The organism is Methylobacterium fujisawaense (genome assembly GCF_039619325.1).
Taxonomy (GTDB): domain Bacteria; phylum Pseudomonadota; class Alphaproteobacteria; order Rhizobiales; family Beijerinckiaceae; genus Methylobacterium; species Methylobacterium fujisawaense.
This window is the reverse complement of record NZ_CP155000.1, coordinates 1,166,895-1,185,211: the sequence shown is the minus strand read 5'-3', so window position 1 is coordinate 1,185,211 and position 18,317 is coordinate 1,166,895. Positions and strand designations below refer to the sequence as shown.

Below are 18,317 nucleotides of genomic sequence, written 5' to 3'. Positions count from 1 at the left end.
GGCCCAGAGCAGGGCGACATCCGACAGCGTCATGCCAGCCTGGATGGCGTCGCTCCGCCCGCGTGGACGGCCGCGACGTTCGTCAGCCGTTCGCCATCGCCTGCCGCAGGCCCGCCCGGTAGGTGTCGATCACCACCGGCTTGCCGCCGCGCTCCACGTGCCAGAAGGTCCAGCCATTGCAGGCCGGCAGGCCCTGGACCAGGGCGCCGATCTTATGGATCGAGCCGATGACGAGGCCGTTGTCGAGCTGGCCGTCGGGGCGGACCGTGGCGCGGAAGCGGCGGCGCTCGTCCGTGACGGTCTCGCCGGGGCGGATATGGCCCGCCTCGATCACCGACAGGAACGGCACCCGCGGCTCGGCGCGCTTGGTCGGCGCCACCATGAGGGCGGCCTTCGACAGGGTCTCGACGGCGGCGATCCGCTCACGGGCGGCCGCCGCGTAGGTCTCCTCGCGCTCGATGCCGATGAAGCGGCGGCCGAGGCGCTTGGCGACGGCGCCGGTGGTGCCGGTGCCGAAGAACGGGTCGAGGACCACGTCGCCGGGATTGGTCGCCGCCAACAGCGTCCGGGCGAGCAGGGCCTCGGGCTTCTGGGTCGGATGAACCTTGCGCCCGTCCGCATCCTTCAGCCGCTCCTCGCCGGTGCAGAGGGGGATGAACCAGTCGGAGCGCATCTGGAGGTCCTCGTTGCCTCCTTTCAGCGCCTCGTAGTGGAAGGTGTAGCCCTTCGAGTCCGCCGAGCGCGAGGCCCAGATCAGGGTCTCGTGCGCATTGGTGAAGCGCTTGCCGCGGAAGTTCGGCATCGGGTTGGCCTTGCGCCAGACGATGTCGTTGAGGATCCAGTAACCGAGATCCTGCAACGCGCTCCCGACCCGGAAGATGTTGTGGTACGAACCGATCACCCAGAGGGTCGCGTTCGGCTTCATCACGCGGCGGCAGGCGGCGAGCCAGTCCCGGGTGAAGGCGTCGTAGGCCTCGAAGGTGGCGAACTTGTCCCAATCGTCGTCGACGGCGTCGACGCGGCTCTGGTCCGGACGCAGCAGCCCGGCCTCGCCGAGCTGGAGGTTGTAGGGCGGATCGGCGAACACGCAGTCGACGCTGGACGCCGGCAGAGCGTTCATGGCCGCGATACAATCCCCGACGAGAACTTGGTCGAGGGGTAGGGAACGCTGGGCGGGTACGAGACCCATCCGTGGCGCCGACGCGGGCCGCCCGGCACGCGAGACCTGTTTCCGGGCGACGGCGTCGGCAGCCACGGTACGCGGGGAAGCCATGGCAAACACCGGTTACGCGACTGACCGGCAGACCATGCCTCCGGTACGGTAAAGGTCACGTTGTCGAATTCGGCGGCGCCGCGTCCCGTTCTGGGGCTGCAGATTTTGCCGACCCCGCTCTCGGACAATCCTGCGACAGATTAAGCAATGGTTACCCGGCATTCGCGGGCGCCGTTTACGCCGCGATGACCCGTCACATCTGCGGGCGTCCGGCCCAAGCGCAAGGCCTGGACTGTCCGAACCGCCGGGCATGCCGGGCGGCCGCCATGAGGTCTGGATGAGGTCTGGTTTCCGCGTCCGCTTCCAGCTCAGCGGGATGCAGGGTCACAGCCGATGCAGGGCTTAGGAAAATCAGCCCATTTCGGCGCGCCGCAGGGTGACCTGGACAGTACTCTCCGAATACACGAAAGATCCAAACAATGCATTCTCCGCGAAACAAACGGAAACAAACCGTAATAAACCTCCATGTAATAATCATGATCAGGACGAAATCGGCCAAAATGTGACAGAATCGGTCCGCAAATGCCTGCCATAATCCGGCCGATTTCGGACACGACTGGCGCCGCCCCGACAACAACAAAGGGAATGCGTCGAGAATGTCGTTTGGTTTCGGTAAGCTCGTTGTCTCACTTGGAATGCTGTCCACCGTCGTCGGAACAAGCCTCCCGGCCGCCGCGCAGAGCGGAGCGGCCTCCTGGTATGGAAGCGGCCATCGCACCGCGAACGGCGAGCGTTTCAACCCCAACGGACTGACCGCCGCCCATCGCAGCCTGCCGTTCGGCACCCGGGTCCGCGTCGAGAACAGGCGGACCGGCCGCTCGGTGGTCGTTCGCATCAACGATCGCGGTCCCTTCGTGCGCGGCCGCATCATCGATCTGTCGCGTGGCTCCGCCCGCGCTCTGGGCATGGGCGGCACGACCTACGTGTCGCTGCAAGTCGTGCACTGATCCCTCACGGGCGCCGCACGCGCCGGGCCGCCGCCCGTCCGAGAGGGCGGGGCGGCTCCCCGGGCGTTGTCTGCCGCGCCCGGACGCCCCATCTGCAGCCGGGTTCAGCTCGGATCAGTGCCCATGCCCAAGCCCCTCATCGTCGACATCCCGCACGACCTCGGCCGCGATGAGGCCAAGCGTCGCCTGGAGCACGGCACGGATCAGGCGCGGGCCTTCCTGGCCAAGAGCGGCATCACCGTGGATCAGCTCGCCTGGACGGGGGACCGACTCGATTTCGGCGTGTCGGCGATGACCCAGAAAGTCGCCGGGACGATCGACGTGGGCGCCGAGAGCGTCCGCCTGGAGGTGAAGCTGCCGTTCCTGCTCGCCCTGTTCGCCGAGAAGATCCAGAAGGTCGCGAGCAAGGAGGGCAATCTCCTGCTGACGAAGAAGTAGCGCTCCGGAACCGGATCGGCCGGTCTCTGTTTCCGCGGGACCGGTGCCGAAGTGCGCCGTCGGTCTCGTGGAGGATTACGGTGCCCGATTACACCCTCGCCGATCCGGGGCAGGTCCCCGAGGTCCCGCCGCAGCCGGCTCCGGTGCCGGACCGGCCCTACGATCCGCCGCAGGCCCCGACGCAGCCGCCCGGACCGGAGATCCCGGGGAACACCCCGGCCGAGGCGCCGGGCGTCCATCCGCCGGAGATCCCGGTCAACGATCCGGGCGCGCCCGAGATCAGCCCGCCGACGGGACCGGCCAATCCAATCGCCTGACCGGCCGACGAGGTCGCGGGGCGGCGCCGTTTGAACAGGCCGCCCCACACTGCCATAAGCCGGCCCATGGCCGCTCCCCCGCTCCTCACCCTCCAGGACGTCGCCCTGACTTTCGGCGGCACGCCCCTGATCACCCGTGCCGACATCGCCATCGCGCCGGGTGAGCGCACCTGCCTCGTCGGTCGGAACGGGTCGGGCAAGTCGACGCTCATGAAGATCGCCGCGGGACTCGTCGATCCCGACAAGGGGCGCCGTTTCGTCCAACCCGGCACGACGATCCGCTACCTCGCCCAGGAACCCGACTTCACGGGCTTCGACACCACCCTCGATTTCGTCGAGGCCGGGCTGCCGCCTGGCGAATCGACCCACCGCGCCCGTTACCTGCTGGAGAGCCTCGGCCTCACGGGTGCCGAGGATCCCACCAAGCTCTCCGGCGGCGAGGGGCGGCGCACCGCACTGGCGCAGGCGCTCGCCCCCGAGCCCGACGTGCTGCTTCTCGACGAGCCCACCAACCACCTCGACCTGCCGGCGATCGAGTGGCTCGAGGCCGAGCTGAAGGGCACCCGCGCGGCCCTCGTGCTGATCAGCCACGACCGGCGCTTCCTCTCGGCCCTGTCGCGGGCCACGATCTGGCTCGACCGGGGCGAGACGCGCCGAATCGACCAGGGCTTCTCCAGCTTCGAGGCGTGGCGCGACGCCTTCTTCGAGGAGGAGGAGCGGGACCAGCACAAGCTCGACCGCAAGATCGCCGCCGAGGAGCACTGGCTGCGCTACGGGGTCACCGCCCGGCGCAAGCGCAACGTCCGCCGCCTCGGCAACCTGCACGAGCTGCGCCAGAACCGGCGCGAGGTGCGCCGCCCGGTGGGCAGCGTCAGCATGCAGGCCTCCGACGCGGAATCCTCGGGGAGCCTCGTGGTCGAGGCCCGCGACATCGCCAAGAGCTACGGGGAGCGCAAGATCGTCGACGGGCTGTCCCTTCGGGTGATGCGCGGGGACCGGCTCGGCATCGTCGGGGCGAACGGCGCCGGCAAGAGTACCCTGATCAACCTGCTCATGGGCCGGCTCGCGCCGGATTCCGGGCAGGTCGTCCTCGGGACCAACCTGCTGCCGGTGGTGCTCGATCAGGCCCGCGCCGTGCTGGAGCCCGGGATGACCGTCACCGACGTGCTCACCGGCGGCCGCGGCGACAGCGTCGTGGTGAACGGCCAGAGCCGCCACGTGATCGGCTACCTGAAGGACTTCCTGTTCACCCCCGAGCAGGCCCGCACGCCCGTTTCGGTCCTGTCTGGCGGCGAGCGCAACCGCTTGCTGATCGCCCGGGCCCTGGCCCAGCCGGCGAATCTCCTCGTCCTCGATGAGCCCACGAACGACCTCGACCTCGAGACCCTCGACCTGCTCCAGGAGATGCTGGGCGACTACCAGGGGACGCTGATCCTGGTGAGCCACGACCGCGACTTCCTCGACCGCGTGGCGGGCAGCGTGCTGGTGTCCGAGGGCGCCGGCCGCTGGGTCGAGTATGCCGGCGGCTACAGCGACATGCTGGTCCAGCGGGGCCAGGGCGTCGAGGCGCGGACCGTCGCGCCGAAGGCGAAGGAGCCGCGCGAGCGCAACGCCGCACCGGCGGCCCAGCCCGCGGGCAAGCCCAAGCTCGGCTTCAAGGACCAGCACGAGTTGAAGACGCTGCCGGCCCGCATCGAAAAGCTGGAGGCGGCGATCGCCCAGCTCAAGACGATCCTGGCCGACCCCGAACTCTACGCCCGCGATCCGGCCCGGTTCGACAAGGCTTCGACCATGCTGGCGCAGGCCGAGACCGAGCTGTCGCAGGCGGAGGATCGCTGGCTGGAGCTGGAGATGCTTCAGGCGGGGTGACCACCGCAGCATCAGGCCGCGAGACGTACCGGACCGGAGACCGCATGACCGCCTACCAGATTCTCGAACAGCGCTTCGCCCGGCTCGCGGCCCTCGAGGGCGCGGCCGGGATCCTCGGCTGGGACGCGCAGACCCTGATGCCGGACGGCGCCGCCGAGGCCCGCGGGGACCAGCTCGCGATTCTGCGCGGGCTCGCCCACGGGATGCTCACCGCTCCCGAGGCCGCCGAGGAACTGGCGGCGGCCGAGCAGGGCGGCGACCTCGAACCCTGGGCCGCCGCCAACCTGCGGGAGATGCGCCGCACCCAGGCCCATGCCACGGCCGTCCCCCGCGACCTCGTCGAGGCCAGCTCCCGCGCCGTGTCCCGCTCGGAGATGGTGTGGCGCGAGGCGCGGCGCGACGCCGACTTCGCCCGCCTCGAGCCCCACCTCGCCGAGGTGCTGCGGCTCCAGCGGGAGATCGGCCAGGCGAAGGGCGCGGCCCTCGGGCTCGACCCCTACGACGCGCTCCTCGACGGCTACGATCCCGGCATGCGCCGGGCGACGATCGATCCGCTCTTCGCGGATCTGACCGGCTGGCTGCCGGACCTGATCGCCCGCGCGCGCGAGATCCAGGCGTCCCGTCCGGCGCCGCTCCCGCTCGCCGGCCCGTTCGACGTGGCGGTGCAGCGCGATCTCGGCCTCAGGCTGATGGAGGCGGTGGGATTCGACTTCACCCGCGGCCGGCTCGACATCAGTCTGCATCCGTTCTGCGGCGGCGCCACCGACGACGTCCGGATCACCACCCGCTACGACGCGGCCGATTTCGGGCGGGCCCTGATGGGCGTTCTCCACGAGACCGGACACGCCCTCTACGAGCAGGGCCGGCCGGCCGCGTGGCGGAACCAGCCGGTGGGCGCGGCGCGGGGGATGAGCCTGCACGAGAGCCAGTCGCTCATCGTCGAGATGCAGGCCTGCCGGAGCCGGGACTTCTTCACCTTCCTGGCGCCGCTCCTGCAGGCGGCCTTCGGGCGCTCCGGACCGGAATGGTCGCCGGAGAACCTGCACGCGCTCAACATCCGGGTGGCGCCGGGCTTCATCCGGGTGGATGCCGACGAGGCGACCTACCCGGCCCATATCCTCCTGCGCTACCGTCTGGAGACCGCGATGATCGCGGGCGACCTCGCGGTGCGCGATCTGCCGGGGGCGTTCAACGACGGCCTGCGCGATCTCCTCGGCCTCACCGTGCCGGACGACCGGGTCGGTTGCCTCCAGGATATCCACTGGCCGAGTGGCGCCTTCGGCTATTTCCCGACCTACACCCTTGGCGCCCTGGCCGCCGCGCAGCTGTTCCGCGCCGCCCGGTCGGCCGAGCCGGCCTTACCGGACCGCCTCGCGCAGGGCGATTTCGGCCCCTTGCGGGACTGGCTCCGGACGAACGTCCATGCGGTCGGAAGCCTGCTGGACACCGACGCGCTGCTCACCCGCGCCACCGGGACGCCACTCGGCACGGAAGCGTTCCGGGCGCATCTGGAGGCACGCTATCTCGGGGGCTCGGGCGCCTGAGAAGGGCCGCGCGCCGGAACGGGGCGCTTCCAGCCCCTTCTACAGCGCCACCACGTCCACCGCTTCGCCGAGCCTGTCACGGGCGATGTCCGCCACGTGGCGGTGGTGCGTGAACAGGATCGGCTGGACCCGTTCCCCGATCGCCGCCAGGGCGTCCAGACCGTAGCCGGTCCGGGTCTCGTCGAAGGTCGAGAACAGGTCGTCGCCGATGAAGGGCGCCGGCTCGGCGCGTTCGGCGTAGTCTTCCAGGTAGGCCAGCCGCAGGCCGAGGTAGAGCTGGTCGCGGGTGCCCTCGCTCATGCCCTCGATCGCCACCGTGCCGCCCCCGGCGCGCTGCCCCGCGAGCTTCGGGGTGTCGGCCTCGTCGTAGATCTGGGCAAGGCCGGAGAACGCGCCGCCGGTGAGGGCCCGGAACAGCGCGCCCGCCCGGGCGACGAGGGGATCCTGCTGCCCCGCGCGATGGCGGGCCACCGCCTGCCCCAGCATCAGACCGGCGAGCCGCAGCACGGCCCAGGAGCGCGCCGCCGCCTGGAGATCCGCCTCCGCCGCCTTGCGCTCGGCGAGGGCCAGTTCGGCGCCGGTGCCGCCCTCCAGTTCCGCCCGGCGCCGCTCGGCGCGGTCGCGGTCGGCGAAGATCACCTGCCCGCGTTCGGCCTGCTCTTCGGCCTCGAGCGCCAGACGTGCCAGTTCGGCCTCGATGGCCTCTGGGGGCAGGGTCTCGAGACCGGCGCGCAGCTCGGCCTCGGGAAGCCCGTCGGCTGCGCCCGCGAGGCTGCCGCGGAGCCGCAGACGCTCGGCGCGCAGCAGCTCCCGGGCACTCAAGCGGCCGAACAGACGATCGATCTCCGCAGTCGGGGCCGCGGCGAGGTCCGGCATCGCCTCGGCCACCAGCCGGACGAGGGTCGCCCGGGCCGCCTCGTGCGATTCCGCGGCGTTGCGATGCGCCAATTCGGCCTCCTCCCGGCGGCGGTCGAGCTCGGCACGCCGCGCTTCCCGGGCCTGTGCGGCGACGAGGCGGCTGTGGAGGGTCCGGATCGCACCGGCGGGCGGCGCCTGCGCGAGATCGGGCGCCAGGGCCTCGACCAGGGTGGCCACCGTGACCCGGAACGCCTCCATGTCCCGCCGGATGCCGGTGGACCGGCGCTGCAGGGCGGCCCGCTCCGCCAACCGGTCCGGCACGCTCCGCCATGCCTCCAGCGCGCCCTCGGCCTCTTCGGGCCCAGCCGCACCGTCGAGCCCGAGGGGCAGCAATGCCGCCGCCCAATCGGCCTGCCACGCGGCGCGCCGAGCGGCGGTCTCGGCGAGGGCCCGCTCCAGCCGCTCAACCGAAAGTCCGGCGGCGCGCACCAGACCGGCAGTCTGAAGATTGGCTTCCCAGCGGCTTGCCAGGGTGGCGACCCGCGCTTCCAGACCGTCCAGCGCGGCAGCGATCTCGAGGTCCGGTGCGGCGTCGAGCCCGGCGCGGTTGCGCAGATCGGTCAGCGGCGCCCGGGCGGCCTCGATCCGCACCCGGAGGCGATCCGCCTCGATCCGCTGCGCGGCGAGCCGCTGCTCCGCTTCGATCAGGCTCTCCACCTCGGCGAGCCACGCCGCCATCTCGGCCGGCGGGCCGGGCACGAGGGCGGCGGGCCGCCAGGCCTCCTGCCAGGTCGCCTCGCCCGCGGCGAGCTCGGCGGCGAGGGCGGCGAGGACCTCATCGGCCTGCGTGGCCTCCGCCTCCTCGGTGGCGAGGCGCTCCAGGTCGGCGGCGTGGGCCGCGACCCGGGCCGCATCGGAGGCCCGCTCGTCGGCGACGCGGTCGGCCGACAGGAGCGCGCGCTCGAAGGCTGCGATCTCGGCGATCCCGGCCGGGCGCCCTTCCGCCAGGGCATCGCGGAGAAACGCGAAGGCGGCATCGCGGGTCGCCCGCAGCGCGTCGAGCCGCTCCCGGGTGGCGACGGGCCGGCCGGCCTCGCGCTCACGCAGCCGCGCCTGGGTGGCGGCGACCTGCCGGCGGGCGGTGTCGCGACGGTCGGCGGCCCGCTCGTGCTCGCGGGTCTTGGTCTCCAGACGCTGACGGTAGCGCGCCACCGTATCGGGAGCGGGCAGAGGCGTCCGGACGAGGACGGCGAGGTCGGCCACCGGAGGCGACAGCCGCCCCGCCTGGTTGTGCAGCAGCGCCGCCTCTCGGCAAATGGCGGCGTCGAGGGTCTCGCGGGCGGCGATCCATTCGTGCAGGCGGGCGAGGGGCTTCAACGCCTCCCGCAGGGGGGTCGGATCCCGGGCCGCATCCGCCGCCTCCATCTCCCGGGCGAGGCGCTCCCGCTCGGCGCGGGCGGCGGCGAGGTCACGGGCGAGTTGATCCTCCGCGGCCGCGAAGGTCCGGCCCTCGCGGATCAGGCGCTCGATGCGCGCGCGCGCGGCGTCCGGAGGCTGCCCAGCCTCGAGCGCGGCGAGATCGGGGGCGCCGATCCGGCCGCGCAGCCGCTCAAGCTCCAGCCCGACCTTGTAGGCGTCGCCCTCGATCCGGGGCAGGTCGGTGCCGCCCTTCTCGAACTCCTTGGTGCCGCTGAACGCCGCCAGGATCTCGTCGGCCCGGTGGGTCAGCGCCGGCTCGACCGGTACCGCCTCGGCCTCGCTCCGGGCCCGGTCGCGCGTGGCTTCGGCCCGCACCGCCTCGGCTTCCGCGGCGCGGCACGCGTCAAGGGCGGCCCCGAAACGGGCGATCCAGGCGGGATCCGCATCGGCGAGGTCGGTCTCGGCGGCGATGCGCTCCTCCAGCGCGTCGATCTCGGCGATGATCGGCCGGACGCGCTTGAGCCGCTCCAGCCGGGCGCGCGCCACCGCGATGGCCTTCTGCTCAGCCCGCAACGCCTCGAGCTGCGCGGCCGCCGCCGCGATCTCGTCGTTCAGCGCCCGCCAGTCGCCGGCGCGCAGGCCCCGCTCGCGGATCGCCCGCCGTGCCGTCTCGTGACGCTCCAGGGCTTGGTAGAAGGTCCGGTGCTTGGCTTGGCGCGGGGCGAAGATGGCGTCGGCCTCCGCGTCGAGTGTCGTCTGCAGCTCCGTGAGTCCGCGCAGGCCCGAACCCGCCGCGAACAGGCTTGCGCCAACCTCGCCCTCCACGTCGACCATCTCGCGCCCGCCGGCCCGGAGGCTCGCCGCGTCGAGGCCGAAGGCCCGGCAGAAGACCGGCCGGGACAGTCCGCCGAGGAACGGCGCCAGCGCGTCGTCGGGGAGCGGCGCCTCGGCGGCGTCGATGAGGGTCCGGCTGTTGCCCTTCCGGCGCCGGAAGGACAGACGGCGGCCGTCGGCGGCGGCGATCTCCGCGCCGAGGCGCAGCTGCGGCATGTCGTGCAGGAAGGCGTAGGGGGTGGATTTCCCGAAGCCGAACAGCAGGTCGGTGACCGCCGCCAGCGCGGTGCTCTTGCCGGCCTCATTGGCGCCCAGCACCACGTGAAGGCGCGCATCCGGCCGGAATTCGACCGTGCGGTCCGTGAAGGCGCCGTAGCGCTCCAGGGCGAGGCGGATCAGGCGCATCGGGCCTCCATGGGCGATCGCCTCAGCAGTGCCGGCCGCCGAGGCGCCCGAGGACCAGCGCCTCCGCCTCGGCACAGAGGGCGTCGAATTCCGCGTCGAAGTCGGCTTCCGCTGCGGCGGTCACCGGGATCCGGCCACCGATCTCGGCCAGGGCCGCCTTGGCCTTTGTGCGGAAATCGGGGTCGCGGTCGAGCTCGGCCAGCAGCGCGGCGGGGTCGATGGCGGCACCGGAGGGCTCCACCGCGGCGCGCGGGCGGCACGTCTCGATCTTCAGGCGCTCCAGCCAGATATCTTCGTGCAGCCGGTGCGCGGCCGCCTGGATCTCGGCCGTCAGGGTCTCCCGGTCGGCCGCCAGGGCGTCGTGGGCGCGGGTGGTGCCGACGAGGTGGACGCGGACCAGGAGCAGCCGGCGGGCCGCGACGGCGGCGAGCGGCCTCAGGGCCGCCTCGACGGCCTCCACGGCGCCGCGCGGGTCGGCCGCCGCCGCGAGGTCGACCGCGATCCGCTCGAACCGGGCCCGGTCGAGGGGCAGGCGGCTGACGCCCGTCACCCGCCCGTCGGCGACGTCCACCACGACCGCCCCCTTCTCGCCGCACTCGCGCACGCTCCGGCCCTGAAGATTGCCGGGGAACACGATCCAGGGATCCCGGGACAGCTCCGCGTATTCGTGGATGTGGCCGAGCGCCCAGTACTCGTAGCCCCGGGCCGCGAGGTCGGCGACCGAGCAGGGGGCATAGGTTTCGTGGGCGGCGTGGCCGGTGCAGGAGGTGTGCAGGACCCCGAGATTGAACCAGCCCGGCACAGCCGCCGGATAGGTGAGCGACAGATTCTCTTCGACGGCCCGACCCTGGAAGCTGCGGCCGTGGATCGCGACCCGCAGCGCGTCGAGGCGCAGGGTGCCGGCGCGGGCCGCCGGGAACACATGCACGGAGTCCGGCAGCGTGATCGAGCGCGTGATGACGCTCTCGGCGTCGTGGTTGCCGCGCACCAGGATCGTCGGGATGCCGGCACGGTCGAGGCGCGCCACCTGCCGGGCGAAGAACAGGCCGATCGTGGTGTCGGCCCAGTCGCCGTCGTAGACGTCGCCGGCCACCACCACGAAGGCGACCGACCGCTCGATCGCTTGGCTCACCAGGTCCTCGAAGGCCTGCCGCCCGGCCGAGGCGAGGCGTCGGGCGAGATCCGCGTCACGCGTGGCGAGGCCCGAGAGCGGGCTGCCGAGATGCAGATCCGCCGCGTGGATGAAGCTGAACGCGGTCATCGGTCTCCGGGAGGGATCGGTGGCGAGCCGGGGCGCGCGATCGCGCGCAGCCGTCGGCATCACAATGCGGGCTCTTAGGCCGCCGACAGGGGTCGCCTCAAGCGGCGGCATGCGACGAGCTGTGGGGCACGTCGCCGGGGACGGCCTCTGTTGCTCGTCGATCGGGCCCTTCCGCGGCGTCGGTGCGAATCCGGTCGAACGTCCCGGCCCCGGGCGCGTTAGAGCGTGGCGGTGACGGGAGAGCCGCGCGATGAGGTACGAGACCGGCCCGATGAATCCTGCTGCACGCCCGGCCCGCCTCACCGCCGCACCGTCGCACGCCCTGCCGATTTACCCCGCCGATCGGCCGCATCAGCCCTTCAAGATCGTGAGCTGGAACCTGCTGCGGCGCACCGGCGCGGCGGTTGACGACGTGGCCGCCCTCGTCGCCCAGGAGAAGCCCGACCTGCTGCTGATGCAGGAGGCGACTCGGGCCATCGGCTTCCTGCTGGACCGGATCGGCGGCCACTACGCCTGGGCACCCCTGCCGGGCCGGATCCACGGGCTGGCCATGTGGAGCCCCAGGCCCTGGCCGGCGCCGCCCCGGGTCATCGCGCTGCCCTCGGGGGCGCTGGTGCACCGGGTCTGCCAGATCCTGGACCTCGGCGAGTTCGGCGTGGCCAACGTCCACCTGTCGCATGGGCAGATGCTCAACCGCCGCCAGCTGCGCCGCATCGTCAGCGAGCTGCCGCCCCGGGCCGCGGTTCTCGGCGATTACAACATCGTCGGCCCCGCGATGATCCCGGGTTTTCGCGACGTCGGACCGCGTCAGTCGACGCACGCGATGGTCGAGGTGCTGCCCCTGCGGCTCGACCGCTGCCTCGCCCGCGGCCTCGTCTGCCACGCCCATGCGGTGCTGCCGCGGGGGCCCTCCGATCACCGGCCGATCATCGTCCATCTCGGCCCGGCCCCCGAGGCGCATGCCCCGGGACGCTTCAAAGGTATGGCAGCAGCAGTCGCACGCCTGCGTCGCGCAAACGGACCGGCAGGCCGCGCGCGGCGAGATCCTCCCGCCTGAGCTGCGTCTCCATCTTGCCGCGCATGAACCGGTCGAGCGCGGCCGCGCAATCCGCGTCGATGATCTCGACGTTCAGCTCGAAGTTGAGCCGGAAGCTGCGCATGTCCCAGTTGGCGCTGCCGACGAAGCACCAGATGTCGTCAACCACCATCGCCTTGGAATGGTCGAAGGGCGGCTCGTCGAGCCACACCTGCACCCCGGCCCGCAGCAGCGGCTCGAGATGCGCCCGGGTCGCCCAGTCGATGAACGGATGGTCGCTGACCCGCGGGATGATCACGTCGACGGTGATGCCCCGCATCGCGGCCTGCGCCAGAGCGCCGGTCACCAGTTCGTCGGGCAGGAAGTAAGGCGTTACGAACCGGACCTTCCGGCGCGCGCAGGCGAGCGTCTGAAGGATGACCTGCTCGATCTTCTCGACGTCCGCATCCGGGCCGGAGGTGACGGCCCGGGCGACGCTGGGCCCGCACGGCGCGAGATCGACGAACCACGGTTCGCCGTCGAGGATCTCGCCGTCCACGAAGGCCCAATCCGCCGCGAAGGCGGCGGCGAGTTGCTCGACCACGGGCCCGGTCATACGGAAATGCGTGTCCCGGATCGGATGCTCGGGCTTCAGCGCGACGCGATTCGCGTGCGAGATGTTGAGACCGCCCGTGAAGGCGATGCGCCCGTCGAGGATCAGCAGCTTCTTGTGGGAGCGCAGGTTGAGGAACGGCATCCGCCAGGGAAGGGCCGAGTGCATGAACAGGGCCACCGGCACCCCGGCCGCCGTCAGCCGGCGGTAGACGGGCGTCCGGAAGTAGCCGCCGCCGATCCCGTCGATGATGACGCGCACCTTCACGCCGCGGTTCTGCGCCTCGACGAGGGCGTCGCAGAATTCGCGGCCGGTGGCATCGTCCCGGAAGATGTAGCTCGACAGGCCGATGCTGGCCTGCGCCTCGCGGATCGCCGCCAGCATCACCGGATAGGCCGCGTCGCCGTTTCGGAACATCTCCACCGCATTGCCCGCGAAGGCCGGCAGGCTGGTAATCCGCCGGATCGCCCGGTCGAGGGGCCAGAGCGTCTCCGGCACCACGGCGTCGTCGGTGTCGGGCAGTTGCGTCGCATCGGAGGGCTTGGTCCGCAGCCGCCGGGCGCGGCGCGAGACCCGGTTGATGCCGAAAGTCAGGTACAGGGCGGTCCCGAAGATCGGCGACAGCCACGCGAGACCAATCCAGCCGACCGCCACGCTCACCCGGCGCTTGCGCAGCAGGGCATGCAGGGTGACGCCGATCGCCAGCGCGACGCCGATCAAGGCCTCGACGTCCGCCCGCATCAATGCGGTCGACTGAACCCAGCGGAAGAGCGCGTTTTCCAAGGTCTCGGTATCCGGGTTCGCGTCGGGAGGCACCGGATTGGCCCAAGGCCCGTGCGGCGGGCGGGATTAATCCGCCGGCTTGGCCGGATGCGCAATGGCGGCGGTCCCGGCGGGCCGCTCGCAGCGATAGGGGCCGCTGCCGTCCAGCGCCCCATACAGGACCCGGCCGCCGGAGGCGATGCAGCGCGCCTTGGCTTCGGCGTAGGGCCGGTGGAAGCTCCAGATGGTGATCATGGGACCGATCGTGGCGAGGCAGATGCCCCCGAAGATCACGGCGGCGGCCCAGGTCGCGCCGTTGCGATCCGGCCGCGGCGGTCGCGGCGGCGGCATCGCCCCGTAGAAGGCCGCCGTCAGTCCGAACAGGTCGATGGTGCTCATCAGCCGTTCCGCGTTGCGGCGCCGCGTCCGACAGGATCGGGTGTGCCGACCCACCTAGGGCAGGGCGCGTCGTTACCTATAAGCGCGGCGCCGACCGGCCTGCGTCGTATCGCGCCACCGCGCGCGATCTCGCGGCCTCACGGCTCCCAGCGCGGCGGCCTCTTGCCCAGGAAGGCGTCGATGCCCTCCTGGGCGTCGGCCATCATCATGTTCCGCGTCATCACCTCGGCGGCGTAGCCGTAGGCGTCCTCGAGACCCATCTCGAGCTGGCGACCGAACGCCTCCTTGCCGATCGCCAGGACACGCCGGGCCTTCCCGGCGATCCGCGTCGCCAGGGCGCCGACCGCCGCGTCGAGTTCCGCCTCCGGGACCACCCGGTTGACGAGGCCGATCCGCAGGGCCTCCGCGGCGTCGATCGGCTCGCCCACCAGAAGCATCTCCAGCGCGGCCTTGCGCGAGACGGCGCGCGACAGGGCGACCATCGGGGTCGAGCAGAACAAGCCGATCTGCACCCCCGGCGTGGCGAAACGGGCCGTCTCGGTGCAGACGGCGAGGTCGCAGGTGGCGACGAGCTGGCAGCCGGCGGCGGTGGCGATCCCGTGAACCCGGGCGATCACCGGCTGCGGCAGGCGCGTCAGGCTCAGCATCAGCCGGGCGCAGGTGCGGAACACCGCCTCTGTCGCCGCGCGGGAGGGATCGGTCCGCATCTCCTTGAGATCGTGCCCGGCGCAGAAGGCGGGCCCCGCCCCCTGGAGAATCACGACCCGGACCGCCGGATCCGCGCGGATGGCGTCGAGCTGATCCTGGAGGGCGCCCATGAGGGCCATCGACAGGGCGTTGCGCGCCTGGGGCCGGTTGAGCGTCAGGGTCGCGACCCCGTCGGCGTCGCTGCGCAGCAGTACCGGCGCTTCCGGAGCTGTCGCGGCGTGGGCCGTGGCTGAGGTCATCGCGGCGTCTCCCGGTGCCGGCCTCCCTGGCACGGGGCCGATCTCGTCCACCGAGGTTAGCACGCCGGCTCCGGCTCCGCGATCCGGCGCGGCGAGCCGCGCCGTCGAATGTGCTTGAACCAAACCGGCGGCACGCGCGGGGACCGATCCCGGACCGGGTGGGCTGCCCGTCAGGCCTGCTCGGCGAGGGCGAGGTCGAGGCTGGCGTAGTCGGCGCCCGGGCCGTTCCACCAGACGGCGGGATAGCTGGCGAGCCGACCCATCAGCCCGGCATAGACATCGGCGAGGTTTGTATCGACGACGACCAGCGCGGCATCCGACTGGGACAGGCTATCGGCGAGGGCCTGGCCGCGGCCGGCGCAGTCCAGGCAAACCACGCGCAGTCCGAGGCGGACGAGGCCGAGCCGCATGGCCTCGGCCTGACCGAGATCCTGCACCAGGAGCGCCACGGTCTGACCGGCGCGCAGGCCCTCGCTCCAGGCCCAGCGGGAAAATCGGTGCGGGCAGATCGCGGCGGCGGGTCCGGACGGTGCCACGCGACGATCCGCGTTGGCCCCTCCCGCATCGCCTGTCCGGACGCGCCGGTCGGCGTCCCGCGCCGGGACTGGAAGGAATGCCGCAGGAGGATGGACGCCGTACATGCGATGCGGACCGCCTGAATCTGGACAAATTGCAGGCTCTGGCGTGACGCGAGCAGGTTAACACTCTCTCACGCGCCGGCGTTCCACCGAAAAACGACGCCGTTTTCGTCGGCGTGCCGGTCAGGGACTGCCCCTATGGCCAACAGGCCGTGAAAGCAGATGCGCGGATTGCCGGCAAATTCCGTCGCATTGGCGTGCGCACCGGACCGGCCTATGTCCCGGTGCCAGACGTGGCCCGCAAGAGGCCCCGCTCGATCGAGGAAACCGCCGCGCATGCGCCCGACCACGACCCGGATCGCCCTCCTCGCCGCCGCCGCGCTGACGGCATTGCCGGCACAGGCACAGATCCGCAACGCGCCGTCGCCGCGCGCCTTGGAATTCGCCTCCTACATCTTCGCCGCCTCCAATGTCTGCGGCTACCGGATCGGCAGCGCGCAGTTCGAGGCCCTCCTGGCGAAGCAGAATGTTCAGATCGCCGACGTTCAGCCGCGGGGGCCGTTCGGCAACCGTGTGCAAACCATGTTCACGCTGATGTCGAACCAGATGGCGCAGAACCGCGACCAAGCCTGTCTCGCCGTCGCTGGCGAGTACGGGCCAGAGGGCACGGTGGCCAAGAACGTGCTCCTGCCGGCGGGCCAGGAGCCGGGCGCCCCGACCAAGACGCCTGCGGAGCCGGCCGAACCCGCCAAGCCGCAATAGGGATCGGCGACGGCGTCAGCCGAGGCGCCAGTCGATCGGGCGGCGCCCCTGCGCGGCGAGCCAGCGGTTGGCCCGGCCGAACGGGTCGGAACCGGGGAAGTCCCGGGCGCGGTTGAGCGGGGAGGGGTGACCGCTCTCGAACACGCCGTGGCGGTCCGCGTCGATCAGCGCGGCCCTGGCCCGCGCCTGCGCGCCCCAGAGCAGGAACACCGCCGGCTCCGGGCGGTCCGAGACGGCGCGCACCGCCTCGTCGGTGAGTGCGGCCCAGCCATAGCGCAGATGCGCTCCGGCCTTGCCGGCCTCGACGGTGAGGGCGCTGTTGAGCAGGAAGACGCCCTGCCGTGCCCAGGGCGTCAGGTCGCCGCCGGCGGCGCGGTCGGATCCGGCCTCCGCCAGGATCACCCGCAACGACGCGGGCAGGCGCCCCGCCCCGACGAACGAGAAGGCGAGGCCGTTGGCGTCGCCCGGGGTCGGGTAGGGATCCTGTCCGAGAATCACCGCCTTGACGTCCTGCAGCGGCGTCTCCTTCAAGGCGCGGAAGATCCGGTCCGGCGCCGGCAGCACCTGGGCCCCCGCGGCGATTCGTCCGTCGACACGGGCCGCCACGACGTCGGCCTGACCATCGGCGAAGAACGGCAGCGTCAGCCAAGACGAGCCGGAGGCGCGGAAGGCTTCGAGGGCATCGGCCACAGGCGTATCGGTCATGGTCTCTCGCGGGTCGGATCGGGGCCGAGATAGCGGGCAGCCGGGCGCCGTCATCCGGGCAGCGGTTGCGGCCCGAGGCCCCGCGTGTTTAGGGACATGGGTCGAGCGTGCCGCATATCGCGGTGCGGCATGTGGCGTCCGGTCTTCGCCGGGCGGCTTCGCACCCTACATGGAAGCACACCCCACGGGGAATTGAGCCCCCGGCCAGGTTCAGGCGTCCGCGCCGGCGGCCGGGTATCGGAAACCAGAAGAAGGATCTCGGCGCGCGGCGCCGGAACGCTGCCATGAACGAACGCGTCGAACCCGCCGCGCTGGCGAATGGCCGGCCCCTCGCACCGCTCAAGCCCGCGGCCGACACCCTGCCGGCGGATCACCCGAAGGTGGCCTGGGGTCGCGTGGGCGTGCTCCTGATGAATCTCGGGACGCCTGAGGGCACGTCCTACTGGCCGATGCGCCGGTACCTCAAGGAATTCCTGTCGGACCGGCGCGTGATCGAGGTGCCGCGGCTGATCTGGTGGCCGCTCCTCAACCTCATCATCCTGACGAAGCGCCCCGGGCCGAAGGGCCGCGACTATGCCAGCGTGTGGAACAACGCCCTGAACGAGGGGCCGTTGAAGACCATCACCCGCGGCCAGAGCGAGCGCCTCCAGGCCGCCATGGGCGAGTCGGTGGTGGTCGACTGGGCGATGCGCTACGGCAAGCCCGAGGTCGCCGGGCGGATCCAGGCGCTCCTCGACCAGGGCTGCGACCGCATCCTCCTGGTCCCGCTCTATCCGCAATACGCGGCGGCGACCTCGGCCACCGCCTGCGATCAGGCCTTCCGGGCGCTGATGGACATGCGCTGGCAGCCCACGGTGCGCGTCTCGCCGCCCTATCACGACGACCCGGTCTACATCGCCGCCATGGCCGATTCGATCCGCGAGGGCCTCGCGAAGCTCGATTTCGAACCGGAGGTGATCCTCACCTCGTTCCACGGGGTGCCGCGGAGCTACCTGCTCAAGGGCGACCCCTACCATTGCCAGTGCCACAAGACCGGGCGGCTGATCCGCGAGGCCCTGGGCCTGTCGCCGGACAAGATGCGCGTGACCTTCCAGTCGCGCTTCGGCAACGAGGAGTGGCTGAAGCCCTACACCGACGAGACGGTGATGGACCTCGCGAAGTCGGGCGTGAAGCGGATGGCGATCGTCGCCCCGGGCTTCACGGCGGACTGCCTCGAAACCCTCGAAGAGCTCGACGGCGAGAACCGCCATTACTTCGAAGAGAATGGCGGCGAGCGCTTCGCCTACATTCCCTGCCTGAACGACAGCGACCTCGGCATGCGGGTGATCGAGCACGTGGTACGCCGCGAGCTTCAGGGCTGGCTCTGAGATC

At 71.8% G+C, this 18,317-nt stretch carries 16 protein-coding genes; 8 read left to right on the top strand and 8 right to left on the bottom strand.

Annotated elements, in window-relative coordinates:
* Positions 1-82: 82 nt before the first annotated feature.
* Complete coding sequence (locus ABC766_RS05600) at positions 83-1,273, bottom strand: site-specific DNA-methyltransferase (protein WP_269466602.1); 1,191 nt, start codon at positions 1,271-1,273, stop codon at positions 83-85.
* A gap of 596 nt (positions 1,274-1,869) precedes the next feature.
* On the opposite strand from ABC766_RS05600, the gene ABC766_RS05595 reads away from it, so the two are divergent.
* From ABC766_RS05595 to ABC766_RS05575, 5 genes are all read left to right on the top strand, one after another.
* Entirely contained in the window at positions 1,870-2,220 is a 351-nt protein-coding gene (locus ABC766_RS05595; protein WP_051044822.1) for a septal ring lytic transglycosylase RlpA family protein, read from the top strand.
* Between the two features lie 123 nt (positions 2,221-2,343).
* On the top strand, positions 2,344-2,658 hold the full coding sequence (locus tag ABC766_RS05590; protein ID WP_043351901.1) for a polyhydroxyalkanoic acid system family protein: 315 nt from the start codon (positions 2,344-2,346) through the stop codon (positions 2,656-2,658).
* A gap of 80 nt (positions 2,659-2,738) precedes the next feature.
* Positions 2,739-2,975, top strand: a complete 237-nt coding sequence (locus ABC766_RS05585; RefSeq protein ID WP_043351899.1) for a hypothetical protein — start codon at positions 2,739-2,741, stop codon at positions 2,973-2,975.
* Between the two features lie 66 nt (positions 2,976-3,041).
* Complete coding sequence (locus tag ABC766_RS05580; protein ID WP_043351897.1) at positions 3,042-4,844, top strand: ATP-binding cassette domain-containing protein; 1,803 nt, start codon at positions 3,042-3,044, stop codon at positions 4,842-4,844.
* Positions 4,845-4,888: 44 nt separating this feature from the next.
* Positions 4,889-6,388 carry a carboxypeptidase M32 gene (locus ABC766_RS05575; RefSeq protein WP_075379681.1) on the top strand — a complete coding sequence of 500 codons (1,500 nt, stop codon included), beginning with the start codon at positions 4,889-4,891 and terminating at the stop codon, positions 6,386-6,388.
* A gap of 39 nt (positions 6,389-6,427) precedes the next feature.
* Here the strand turns inward: ABC766_RS05575 and ABC766_RS05570 are convergent, their stop codons facing one another.
* Together ABC766_RS05570 and ABC766_RS05565 are read right to left on the bottom strand one after the other, a co-directional pair.
* A complete protein-coding gene (locus ABC766_RS05570) occupies positions 6,428-9,904 on the bottom strand; it encodes an ATP-binding protein (protein ID WP_345821445.1) in 3,477 nt (1,158 codons plus the stop codon).
* A 22-nt stretch (positions 9,905-9,926) separates the two neighbouring features.
* On the bottom strand, positions 9,927-11,165 hold the full coding sequence (locus ABC766_RS05565) for a DNA repair exonuclease (protein WP_342141697.1): 1,239 nt from the start codon (positions 11,163-11,165) through the stop codon (positions 9,927-9,929).
* Positions 11,166-11,436: 271 nt separating this feature from the next.
* On the opposite strand from ABC766_RS05565, the gene ABC766_RS05560 reads away from it, so the two are divergent.
* Positions 11,437-12,222, top strand: a complete 786-nt coding sequence (locus ABC766_RS05560; protein WP_246410666.1) for an endonuclease/exonuclease/phosphatase family protein — start codon at positions 11,437-11,439, stop codon at positions 12,220-12,222.
* On the opposite strand, the gene ABC766_RS05555 is transcribed toward ABC766_RS05560, so the two are convergent.
* From ABC766_RS05555 to ABC766_RS05540, 4 genes are all read right to left on the bottom strand, one after another.
* Entirely contained in the window at positions 12,140-13,576 is a 1,437-nt protein-coding gene (locus ABC766_RS05555) for a phospholipase D-like domain-containing protein (RefSeq protein WP_345821443.1), read from the bottom strand. The two genes, ABC766_RS05560 and ABC766_RS05555, sit on opposite strands and share 83 nt — an antisense overlap.
* A gap of 66 nt (positions 13,577-13,642) precedes the next feature.
* Positions 13,643-13,954 (bottom strand): hypothetical protein, encoded by a 312-nt coding sequence (locus ABC766_RS05550; protein ID WP_345821442.1) that lies wholly within the window; start codon positions 13,952-13,954, stop codon positions 13,643-13,645.
* 137 nt (positions 13,955-14,091) lie between these two features.
* The gene (locus ABC766_RS05545) at positions 14,092-14,901 is read right to left on the bottom strand and encodes an enoyl-CoA hydratase (RefSeq protein ID WP_043383785.1); all 810 of its coding nucleotides are present in this window, start codon (positions 14,899-14,901) and stop codon (positions 14,092-14,094) included.
* Positions 14,902-15,071: 170 nt separating this feature from the next.
* Positions 15,072-15,437: an AMP-dependent synthetase gene (locus ABC766_RS05540; protein ID WP_236952860.1), complete on the bottom strand. Its 366-nt coding sequence runs from the start codon at positions 15,435-15,437 to the stop codon at positions 15,072-15,074.
* A gap of 378 nt (positions 15,438-15,815) precedes the next feature.
* On the opposite strand from ABC766_RS05540, the gene ABC766_RS05535 reads away from it, so the two are divergent.
* A complete protein-coding gene (locus ABC766_RS05535) occupies positions 15,816-16,241 on the top strand; it encodes a hypothetical protein (RefSeq protein ID WP_043353176.1) in 426 nt (141 codons plus the stop codon).
* A 15-nt stretch (positions 16,242-16,256) separates the two neighbouring features.
* Here ABC766_RS05535 and ABC766_RS05530 read toward each other — a convergent pair whose 3' ends face one another.
* Positions 16,257-16,946 (bottom strand): uracil-DNA glycosylase, encoded by a 690-nt coding sequence (locus tag ABC766_RS05530; RefSeq protein ID WP_345821441.1) that lies wholly within the window; start codon positions 16,944-16,946, stop codon positions 16,257-16,259.
* A gap of 284 nt (positions 16,947-17,230) precedes the next feature.
* Between ABC766_RS05530 and hemH the strand changes: the two genes are divergently transcribed.
* Positions 17,231-18,313, top strand: coding sequence for a ferrochelatase (gene hemH, locus ABC766_RS05525; protein ID WP_342141700.1), 1,083 nt, complete (start codon positions 17,231-17,233; stop codon positions 18,311-18,313).
* Positions 18,314-18,317 lie beyond the last annotated feature (4 nt).